General features: G+C 32.8%; 10 protein-coding genes and 1 pseudogene. 1 reads left to right on the plus strand and 10 read right to left on the minus strand.

Annotated elements, in window-relative coordinates; all coding sequences use genetic code 11:
• Nucleotides 1-80: 80 nt before the first annotated feature.
• The 10 genes and pseudogenes from CLLU_RS16870 to CLLU_RS16915 form a co-directional block, all read right to left on the minus strand.
• Complete coding sequence (locus CLLU_RS16870; RefSeq protein ID WP_106010936.1) at nt 81-830, minus strand: phospholipase D family protein; 750 nt, start codon at nt 828-830, stop codon at nt 81-83.
• Between the two features lie 211 nt (nt 831-1,041).
• Entirely contained in the window at nt 1,042-1,437 is a 396-nt protein-coding gene (locus CLLU_RS16875; protein WP_106010937.1) for a TM2 domain-containing protein, read from the minus strand.
• 106 nt (nt 1,438-1,543) lie between these two features.
• Nucleotides 1,544-2,428 (minus strand): GIY-YIG nuclease family protein, encoded by an 885-nt coding sequence (locus CLLU_RS16880; RefSeq protein WP_106010938.1) that lies wholly within the window; start codon nt 2,426-2,428, stop codon nt 1,544-1,546.
• A gap of 218 nt (nt 2,429-2,646) precedes the next feature.
• Nucleotides 2,647-3,063 (minus strand): annotated as a pseudogene (locus CLLU_RS16885) (GTP pyrophosphokinase); the annotation flags it as partial.
• A 34-nt stretch (nt 3,064-3,097) separates the two neighbouring features.
• Nucleotides 3,098-4,087, minus strand: coding sequence for a helix-turn-helix transcriptional regulator (locus tag CLLU_RS16890; RefSeq protein WP_106010939.1), 990 nt, complete (start codon nt 4,085-4,087; stop codon nt 3,098-3,100).
• Nucleotides 4,088-4,148: 61 nt separating this feature from the next.
• Nucleotides 4,149-4,736, minus strand: coding sequence for a GGDEF domain-containing protein (locus CLLU_RS16895; protein WP_106010940.1), 588 nt, complete (start codon nt 4,734-4,736; stop codon nt 4,149-4,151).
• 289 nt (nt 4,737-5,025) lie between these two features.
• Nucleotides 5,026-6,513 carry a coiled-coil domain-containing protein gene (locus tag CLLU_RS16900; protein WP_106010941.1) on the minus strand — a complete coding sequence of 496 codons (1,488 nt, stop codon included), beginning with the start codon at nt 6,511-6,513 and terminating at the stop codon, nt 5,026-5,028.
• Nucleotides 6,500-7,519 (minus strand): helix-turn-helix transcriptional regulator, encoded by a 1,020-nt coding sequence (locus CLLU_RS16905; RefSeq protein WP_106010942.1) that lies wholly within the window; start codon nt 7,517-7,519, stop codon nt 6,500-6,502. Before CLLU_RS16905 ends, CLLU_RS16900 begins: the two co-directional genes overlap by 14 nt.
• Nucleotides 7,520-7,629: 110 nt before the next feature.
• On the minus strand, nt 7,630-8,514 hold the full coding sequence (locus tag CLLU_RS16910; RefSeq protein WP_106010943.1) for a Kiwa anti-phage protein KwaB-like domain-containing protein: 885 nt from the start codon (nt 8,512-8,514) through the stop codon (nt 7,630-7,632).
• 1 nt (nt 8,515) lies between these two features.
• Nucleotides 8,516-9,049 carry a hypothetical protein gene (locus CLLU_RS16915; RefSeq protein ID WP_106010944.1) on the minus strand — a complete coding sequence of 178 codons (534 nt, stop codon included), beginning with the start codon at nt 9,047-9,049 and terminating at the stop codon, nt 8,516-8,518.
• A gap of 569 nt (nt 9,050-9,618) precedes the next feature.
• Here CLLU_RS16915 and CLLU_RS16920 point away from each other — a divergent pair.
• Entirely contained in the window at nt 9,619-10,545 is a 927-nt protein-coding gene (locus CLLU_RS16920) for a site-specific integrase (protein WP_106010945.1), read from the plus strand.
• Nucleotides 10,546-10,702 lie beyond the last annotated feature (157 nt).

The raw sequence follows: 10,702 nt of genomic DNA on the forward strand, positions 1-10,702 counted from the left end.
GATATATTAAAAGAAAAAGTTTTACTTTCAAAAGAGATTATTGACCTCATAATCGATAGTTTTATTAAGGCTTTGCCTTGTTATATCAAGGAAAAGCTATCGCTTTTCTCCTGCGAAAGTTGAGTTATTAAATTTAAAGCTTTATACTCTGAAATATTATAAACAATTTTATCATTTATTTTATTTAAATGATTTTTATCCTCCTTTTGTCCGTAGTTTTTACCACTCATAGTCCGATTCTTTTCCTTATATTGATGACTTTTCTTCTGTTTTACAACTTTTTTATCAACCTTTATAACTTGGTTCCTTATACCGTCTATCTGATTCTTATTTTTCTTGAAAACATCAAGTTTATTTTGTATTAAAGCTATTTTTTTATCATTTATTACACCGGCTTTATTCCATAAATTATTTATATCTTCCAGCATATTATCCAAATTATTTTCAATTAAAACACCATATTCTAAATTATTGTACATACCATTTTGAGTAAAATTAGCTGAAGTTACTATAGCTTTCTGCCTATCGATAATATAAATTTTGGCATGAAGATTAGAATAATACCTTATCTCTGAGTTTGGATTTTTAACTAACCCATCAATTATATTTATATCTGACGAATCATTTAAAAAATCTTCCAGAGAAAATCGTGTTAGCACTCTTAACTTTATTCCATTTAAGTCATAAATCATATCTATTAAAGGGTTGTTTGAAATATAAGGTGACATAATTATAACTTCATTTTTTGTCTTACTTATTAGATATTTCAACCTTTCTCCAATTGAATTAGATATGCCATGATGATTATACAAAAATTTTACATTCATCATAAAATAGACTTCTCCTTATTTTATTTTTCATCACTATATTCCAATCTGTAATTATTGAAATTACTACCACAACTCCAAATAAAACATTTACCACAAATTGATGTCTTCTCATCATTATTTATCTATAATAATTTTTAAAAAAATGAGTCGCTGCATAATTAATTATGCAACAGCCCCATTAATTTAAAAATATAGAATAAAACTTGTACTATTAGTTATTGTTCAGTAAACTATCTATAACTGTTTGTTCTTCTTCCTCATATTTTTTCCTGACTTGTTTTGGAATTGTAAATAAATCAACTAAAAGCATTATAGCCAGTACTATAATACATATTAGGCCAATGATGGATGCTCCACCTCCACTAGCGCCTTCACTTGAAATAGCTGAGATACTACCAGTTAAAATGGCAATCCATCCAAAAATTCCTAATACCAAATAAATGATACCCATTTTTTTATTGCCTAAATAAAACTTATGGACACCTAAAGAACCAAAGAAAATAAATAACACATACGAAAGTCCAACACTTTTTTTTCGCTTGTCCATTTCACTGTTAAGTATGGACATTTGTTTTTCTGTAAGCTGTTCCTTTTCCTTTATAGACATTCAATCTTCACCCCATTTATATATAATTTTTATATTGTATAATAATTTATAAATAAATTATTATAACATTTACAATGTTGTATTCTACACAATACCACTTAGAAATTTATTTAAGAGCAATATTCCATTCCGGCTGATTTTCTTTAATAAGCTTTCTTTCCAATGAACATATTTCTTCATCATCTTCTAAAGGCATGACATAAAATGTAACTTCACTCCCTATATTGTTGATTATAGAATTTATATGACAGTTGGTCACCTGACCATCAATATAACAATTTCTCGGAGAAATACTAGCATACCCAGAATTTATCCTCTTATAGAAATTAAAATTACCTTTCACCCTTCCTATATACTTTATCTCTTCATTACATACATACATATAAATTCCCTTACATTTTTCCAGAGGATTTTGTTCCATTTTAAATTTACAGAAAAGTTCATCACCATAAGGATTAAGAAATTTTTTGTAAAATAAATCATTATCTTGTTTAAGCCTGGCAAGAAATAGACCCAATTTCATATTCATATATTCTTTGTATATTCGATAACATTCATCTTTCAATTTCATATATTTATCTTCAGTAAGAATTTCTCCTAATGTATGTGTACCAAATCTTGAAAATGTATCTTTGATATCGGTATTTTCAAACTTTAGCTTTATTTCTATAAAATTCTTGCCACACTGATTAAAACTTTTATTCAATTTTGTGGGATTTAGCGTTTCTTTGTCAGATCTTATTTTTTTTAATGGATTTACATCTGCACAGTTTTTATGAGACTTTTTCAATATTGAATTTACTGTCTTTTTTTTACCACAACAGCTGCAAATACCAACTCCACGATTTATTTTCCCGATTATGTTCAACTTTGTACACACCTGAAATACCGTTTGTCTTGGATTGATATTACACAGCTTTGATAAACAATCATCACAGTAAAAGTTTTCATAATTAACTAGATAAGAAATAATGGTATTTTTATGAGACATAACGACCTCCTATTAATAATGTATATATTTTCTCTTTTCCATATGCTCAAGAATCACTTGATTTCATTTATGCCGCCGCAAAATGACCAGTAATTTCTCTCAATGAAATCTATAAACTTATCCCAGAATTCATCTTTTGAACAGTTTTCCGGCACTGATACGCAGCCATCTATTTCAACTTGCTTTGTATTGATGAATTCTCTATCTTCATTCTCGTCAAGAGCATAAGATATTCTATCTGCAGCCTTGCGGTATTTTTTCACCCTCTCGTAATCTGCATCTGAAGGATTTTTTATCCTTGACAAGTCCATGTTGTCGCATAAATCGCACAGTTTTACATGACTGGCTGTTTTATTTTTTACAACCCTGCTTATGTATTCATCATAGGTTTCACCATCTCGCCTGGTCAGGGCATCCAGTGCAGACAGAATTTCCTCAGAAAATTCCTGATCTCTTAAGTAGTCCAACGAAATGTCCGTATCCTCTATTACGTCATGGAGCACTGCACATATTTTCTCAATCTCAGTTTTTCTTGAAAACATGACCCGCAGGGGGTGCAGTATATAGGGCTGTCCACCTTTGTCAACCTGACCCTCATGGGCCTTTGCAGCTATTAGAATTGCCTTATCCAGCATGGTATTCCCTCCTTACTTACACTATACAAAAAAATCATTTGTACATCTCTCTCATTCTGTCTATAGTCTCTATCATATCCTCTCTGAATCCATCTGAGCTCAAGACCTCCACAGAATCTCCCTGGCTCAAAAGCCACATTTTTATTCCCTTCCCGAATACCCTAGCTTCCACCATGTATTCACCATTTTTTTCTTCTACTATTCTGGCATTAGGCAGTTTATCTAAAACTGCCTCTATGGATCTGCCTGTATACCTGAATCTCACTCTTTCCAGTTCCCCCGCCTGCATGAACTGGATTAACCTTCTAAACTCTCCGTCTTTAAATCTCTTACTGTAATCCATCTTGTATTTCCTGTCTGTAACAATTAGTTTTTCAATTCTATCCACCCTGTAGATGGCAGGATATTCATAACTTTTACCTTCTATTAAAGCTATAAGATAAAAATAATATTCAGAAAACAACAGGCCCTGGGGATACAGTGTCCTTTTGGAAATTTCCTCCTCTATCTTTCCGCCTGTGCCTATTTTGAAATACCCAATTTCAAGTATATTTTTATCTTTTATTGCAACACTTATTTTCCAAAGCTTATCCAAAAGCTTTTTCCCATGTTTTGGAGGAACATAATTCATGAGCTCGTTGCCTATAATGTATTTGATGTTCTCCCTGTCCTTAGATATGCAATTATCAAGAAGTTTGTAAATTATATCTTTTATTTCCGCTTTTATAAATCCCCTGCTCTCTAAAAGAACCTTTGAAACCGCCAGTATCTCTTTTTCGCTTAGATTTTTCTCCTGCCTGTCTTTTAAAATATATCCACCTTTTTCCCTGTCTGATACAATTTCCTCTCCCATTAGCTCGCCGTCAGATTCGTCTTCTACAAATTTCTTTATATCTTTTATATATCTGTAGAAGGTTCTTTCATTAATGTTGAACTTATCTATTACATCATCTTTTACAACTACTTTTCCTTCTTTTAATTGATTGTAGATAGACAGTACTACATCTGCTTTAAATCTTTCCATATATATGTGCCCTTCTCCTTATATTTTGTTAACATTTTATTAACTAATTATACATATATATTTATAATTCCTTCTTTTTTTGCAATTTTTCATTATACATTTCAAAATCCGCATTTTTTATTAAATCCTCCACAGACATTTCACTTTGCATTCCTTTCCTGCACTCACATAACCCACAGCTCAAGCTGAAATTATAATTTCCATTATTCTCATTGCATGCTTTTAATTTTTCCTCAATTCTATGCCAAATTTTATGGACTTCCTCCATTGTGACACCTGGAAATACCACCAGAAATTCATCTCCGCCCATTCTAATTACAAAATCAGTTCTTCTAATACTGTCTTTCAGGATTTTAGCTGTATTTATTAAAATCTTATCGCCTTCTTGATGTCCAAAGTTATCGTTTACTGTTTTTAATTCATCTACATCAACAAAGCAGATAATAAGATTTATATTGCCTATTTTTGATAAATTAAGTTCTTTATCCAACAGCTTCAAACCTGATCTTCTATTCAATACTCCAGTCATAACATCTGTACTTGCATAATAATTCAATTTTTCTCTTTCCATATACAGTTTTTCAAGTACAACATCTTTTTCTCTTAAAATCTTGATAAGTGTTTCTTTATTCATATCCTCATAATCCACACAATACCACTGCCCTTAACATTGATATATTATATTTTCAATTATATACCGCTATGATGACACTGACTGTCAGTAAAAATGAAATTCTCTAAATAGCACCATAAAAAATTCTTAATAAAAGTTATATATGGCGATCTTAAATATCTGCAATGGAATCTTTCTATAAAACTATAAAAAAAGAGCTTATTCAAGATACCAATACGAACCGCCTGAACAAGCTCAAAAAAATCTTTCTTTATTATAACCTCTTCCCATTACCAGATTCAGTTCAATCTCAGCTTTAGACACCCTACTGATTGATATTGGAGAAAATTGATACCACAGCCCGCTTCAGTTGAATAAATACACGAGCGATTCTGTAAAGTACACCTTTATCTTTCTCATCAGAATCTGCATTTGCAATGTTATCCTTGTTGTTACTATCCTTGTTGATTTCCTGTGTTCTCATAATCACCTGGATGCTTCTGGGTGAAGGATTTTTAGTGAAAGTAAAGGAGATTAATTCTGCTTTCGGATCCAGATACAGAAGCCTGTTCCCATTCTCAAATTTATCAATTTCCTTGTCTGTGGTAGACTTAATAGAATCATTTGCTTTCCGCACGGTAGGTGTAGTTTTAATTCCCTCAAGGCTCTGCTTCAACACACTGATAAGACCCTTTAGTGTATCACTGTTGCCCTGGCTGATATCACCGCTGTTGTTTTTAAGAGTAGATTCAAAATCATTCAGAAAATCCTGTGAACTATTAAGACCTTTCACCATGCTTTCCAAAAGAGTTTCCGTATCCTGCAGTGCTTTTACGGAACTGCTCTCATACTTATTGGCTGTATCGTTGATTGCCGAAACATTGTCAATAAGCATTTCACCTTTTGTAAGCATGCTGCTGGTGGTTGACAAGATCTTCTCCTGTTCACCCAGCATCTTGTCTGTAACTTTATTTGCCTTGTCAAAATCTTCAAAATAATCTTCTATTAAAGATATGCTTCTATTGGCGGTATTTAGATAATCTTTCCCATTTTCAGATATATCGGATGTTACACTCAGCAGTTCGCTGGTGGAATCACATACCGCAGTAAAATCTGAGAGCGTTGAGTCAACATAGGAAAGTATTTTCTGTATGCTGTCGCACAATATCTTCAGTGCTTCATTAGACTCAATAATTTGTGAATACTTCACATAAAACTCTGAGGACTCCGCCTCTACACTTTTCATGGCATTTGATAAGGTAGATATGTCAGAGCCAATTGTACTCAACTTGCTGCTCAAATCACCAGAGCTGTTACTCAAATCCTCCAAGTCCCTCTGCATATCTTCTATATCCGATTTGGTACGTTGGAACAGATCATCTCTTTCATCGGATTTACTGTTTACATTTTTCACAACAGCTCGAAGTGCCATGATATCATCCTGCACATTTTTAATGGAAGTCTTATATTGCTCCAGCTCACTCTTTGTGCTTTCAATGTTTTTTGTCATGACATTCAAATCATAATTCAAGTCTTCAATAGCATTTTCTCCTTCACTGACATGAGGAATCATTGCTGACGTGTTGACCGTGATCTTTGCCAAATCCGCCAATGCTGTTTCTGATTTGGCAAAGGAGCTGTCCTTTGAGGCACTTATGCTGCTGTTAGCACGATCTAATGAGGATAAGCCAGACTGAGCCTGTGACAAACCGCTTTGCATATTTTCAGTTGTTTGTAAAAGAGCATTTGTACTGTCGTAGATGGAATTCAGGGAATCTCTAAATGTATCAATGTCATCTTTAAGATCCTTCACATTTAGGGGACTCAATTTCCTCCTTATATAATTCTAAAATTTCACGGACTTTTTCAAGAAATCTTTCCCTAACAGAAGCTGGAGAAATAATCTTGATATTTCTTCCATACTGCAGCAACCAATAATATAAACCCTCGCCATCCATAACATTTACAGTAACCTGATACTTGTCACCAGCATTTTTAAAATTAAGTTCTGTTCCAAAATAATCAGCCACATCATCAACCATATAATCTGCAACCTGCATGGTAAGTTTGATTTTTTTACCACCGTAATGATACAGGGAAGAACGCACATATTCTTCAATTTTTATATCCGCATTTTCTCCCAATATTTCTTCTGCCTGTTTTCTTTTTTCATCACATAGGGAAAGAGCTTTGATACGATCCATGCGGTAATAACTCAAATCATCATATTTATCATAGTTTGCAATAAGGTAATAATGCTCATTTTGCCAGATAAGAACATATGGATTTACAATATAGAAAAATCCGTCCCGCCTCAGCTGTACTTTCAGTTCAGTATCCGTATAGGAATACTGAAACTTAATCTTTCTATTTGCTTTCACTGCTTTTAGTATCAAGTCAATGTTTATTTTAGTGGAAACATTACTACTTTTGATTTTAAGTTTTGCCGGAGTTACTGATACAAGCATTTTCTGGCTGCTTGTACTTGCCAGTTTATATAGTTTTTTGGACAGTTTATCTGCGCTGTCATCAGTTAAAAACTTGGCACTCCAGACAGCATCAATTAAAATCTTGAGTTCCCAATCCTCAAAATCCCGGCTTACCATATAATATCCCTGCCTGTTATCCTCTGACAGAGCAATATCATATCCAGCATCATCCTTTAAAATATTTATATCCCTGCAAATAGATTTTCGTTCTGCCTCAATGCCATATAATTTAAGCTTTTTCCCAATCTGCACTGCAGTAAGAGGATGCTCTTCATCCGTCGACCATAAAATTTCCAATATTTTAAGCAGCTTTAATTTTGCATTTACCAATATACTTCACCTACTTTTGATTACATTATAGCGCAAGACGCATACCAAAAGTGGTATTGGTATTGTGTCATGAATGAAATAATTAAACATTTTTCCCCAAGAATCATTTGTTATTGTACCTTACGTTTAGAATTTGTTATATAAGTAACCTCTGAAAAGGCTCCTTTATACACTTCTTCATCAAGAAATCCAAGAATTTCTTTAAGCTTTTTCTTATCAGTAGATATTATAATTTTTTTATTTTCGACTTCAAGATTTAAACCACAATTCTGAGCAAGCTTTTTAATTTCAGCTGCAGTATGAGTTTCAAGGACGCCAGAATCATTGATTGATGCAATCTTTCTTCGTATCCATGTGTCTGCCATTAACTGAAACTGTTCTTTATCGGTAATGTTTAAAAGTTCAAGTTTGCTAAAACTTTGCACCTCGTCATCTGTTGCAGAACGATAGTATTCACTAAGATCAAATATTTGTCTAGCATAGAAATACGATGAAAAGCGAAGTTCCGGCTGCATAAAGACACAATCAACATTATCAGTAATACCAATTCCCCAACGAACTTCACGAATAAACATATCCTTGTCATAGAAAAGACTAAATTTCTTTGTAGACAAGTATTGTTCCTTACGAAAACGTTGAAATGCGACTGTAAACATCTCAGAATTGTGATCCTCAGCACGTTCGCCTACAAATATTGCCCGAATATCAGTCTCAGCATCTTTAGTATAGGCGAGTGTTTGTAATCCAAGCGGATTTCTCACAGCATCAGTAACAATTTCGGGAAGATGAAAATCACAAATAGAAAGAACCTCGTCCTCATTCGGCTTATAACACCCATCAAAATGCACTACTTGTTTTTCTGATAGCAGAGACGAAGCTGCATCGGCAAAAGTAGCACATATATCTGATTGTGTCGTTTCATCTACTTCTAGTAGACAAACAGAGTTTTCATTCTTCTCATTTAATAGTGCCATTACGGAACTGTTTTCAAACATATTATTCCTCCTTTGTGTCTATAAGCAACTTTTCAAATATTCTCATTACGTTCTTTATATCTGTTTTATTTCTAATGTGTTTTCTTTTTGAAATAAGCAGATAATCACTAATACCTGTACTCTCTGTACCGATTTTATAAAAATGATATCCAATAATAAATAAAAGAATATTTGGCAAAGCCATAATACTTGAAATGAACACTAAAATAACCATTAAAATAACTACAATTAAAGAAACAATGTGAAAATCAGGCATCACCTTATAGGCAAATGGAAATAAGTATGCAACAACATAGGCAAACAACCAGGCATCTTTGGAAGATATTGCTGTTACATTTATAGTTTTTGTTGAACAGTGAGTTTTCCCATATGTAAAACATACGGCAAACAGCATGGTTATAAAAGCGGAAAAAGCAATTAAAATACAAGAGACTAGCCACGTTTTATATTGTATACCCCACGCTAATGCAGTCATTAGCAATAATGGTACTGCGTTTGCCACATAATATATTATTCGTTGTAATGCATTTGCCATCGCTTATCCCCCTCAACTTTAAGAATTTTTTTTAATCCAAAAATCATGGAAATGACTTAAATACTAGACTTTCTAGTCTTATATTATTTTCATAATTGCTACATAAACTTGTACTAAATTACTCCACAAAAGTAATTTCTTCTCATTAATACTTTATTAATTATACATATATACTTATAATTCCTTTTTTTTCTGCAATTTTTTGTTATATATTTCAGCATTTATATATTACACTTTCTATTATATATGGTCATGATGATATAAGCTGAAAATAAGCATCTTTAAATAAGGCGGCAATTCTTCACTTTTCTTCTTTTACTTGCTCCACTCAGTGTGATAAGCGCTAGGCACAGAGCCCCAACCTTGGTATAAGATACCTATTAAAAGTAATGCTGAGGTAAAAATACTAACTACTAAATTCTAATATATGGTTATAATAAGAAAATAGATACATTTTTCCAATCATTGATTTGCACACACTAATTATTTCAGAAAGAATTAGGCAAGCAACATCCCATTTAAATGATCAGCGTGAGGCAATTTTCGATAAATCAAAGGAGGAATTAATAATGTTAGAAAAAGTAAAAGGAACTGATTTATTTTGTCAATATTATGGACAATGGATTACAGTATACAAAGATGGTGCTATAAGGAAAGTGACTATGGATAAATATCTTATGACTAAAAAGTGGCTTGAAAAACTTATTCCAAACCTTATAATTTGCGATTTGAACCGTATAACCTACCAACAATTACTTAATGACTATGCTACATGGCATGAGCGTCAAACAACGATGGATTTTCATCATCAATTAAAAGCTGCGATTTTGGATGCAGTGGATGAAGGTTTAATTGATAGGGATCCTACACGAAAAGCAATAATCAAAGGAAAAACTCCAAGAGATAAAAAAACAAAGTACCTGAATCAGTTTGAGCTTCATACTCTATTAAGCAATCTTGATTTAAAGCCTGAAGTAAGCTGGGATTGGTTCATACTATTAGTTGCAAAAACCGGAATGCGCTTTTCGGAAGCATTAGCACTTACACCTAAAGATTTTGATTTTTCACATCAGATTCTTTCAATCAGTAAAACATGGAATTATAAAGGAAATGGCGGCTTTCTTCCGACAAAAAATCAATCCTCTGTACGCAAAGTAGAAATAGACTGGCAAACAGTAATTCAGTTTTCTGATTTACTAAAGGGATTGCCAGAAGATAAACCTATATTTACAGAAAACAAAGTATATAATTCAACTGTTAATGATATATTAACAAGACACTGTAAAAATGCAAAAGTTCCAGTAATTTCAATTCATGGATTACGCCACACCCATGCTTCCCTTTTGTTATTTGCTGGTGTGTCAATTGCAAGTGTGGCAAGAAGGTTGGGGCATGCTAGTATGACAACAACCCAGAAAACCTATTTACATATTATTCAGGAACTTGAAAATAAAGATGTAGATTTGGTTATGCGTTCATTATCAGGGTTAAGTTAACTAGGAATCATTATCAGAAATGACTCACGCTGATGAAGGGTGATAAGGTCGTCAAGTTCAATAAAAAATGCACCTATTTTCTTCTGTTCTTCATATTGGGGAAATTTAAATGGCAATGTTGCAAAATCTTTATAGCTAATACTTCTTCCATCTCTAA

Source organism: Clostridium luticellarii, assembly GCF_002995845.1.
GTDB classification, from domain to species: Bacteria; Bacillota; Clostridia; order Clostridiales; family Clostridiaceae; genus Clostridium_B; species Clostridium_B luticellarii.

Bases quoted from the DNA above. Each gene is read 5' to 3' on its own strand.
- CLLU_RS16870 (WP_106010936.1), bottom strand. From the start codon at position 830: ATGATGAATGTAAAATTTTTGTATAATCATCATGGCATATCTAATTCA.
- CLLU_RS16875 (WP_106010937.1), bottom strand. From the start codon at position 1,437: ATGTCTATAAAGGAAAAGGAACAGCTTACAGAAAAACAAATGTCCATA.
- CLLU_RS16880 (WP_106010938.1), bottom strand. From the start codon at position 2,428: ATGTCTCATAAAAATACCATTATTTCTTATCTAGTTAATTATGAAAAC.
- CLLU_RS16890 (WP_106010939.1), bottom strand. From the start codon at position 4,087: ATGGAAAGATTTAAAGCAGATGTAGTACTGTCTATCTACAATCAATTA.
- CLLU_RS16910 (WP_106010943.1), bottom strand. From the start codon at position 8,514: ATGTTTGAAAACAGTTCCGTAATGGCACTATTAAATGAGAAGAATGAA.
- CLLU_RS16915 (WP_106010944.1), bottom strand. From the start codon at position 9,049: ATGGCAAATGCATTACAACGAATAATATATTATGTGGCAAACGCAGTA.
- CLLU_RS16920 (WP_106010945.1), top strand. From the start codon at position 9,619: ATGTTAGAAAAAGTAAAAGGAACTGATTTATTTTGTCAATATTATGGA.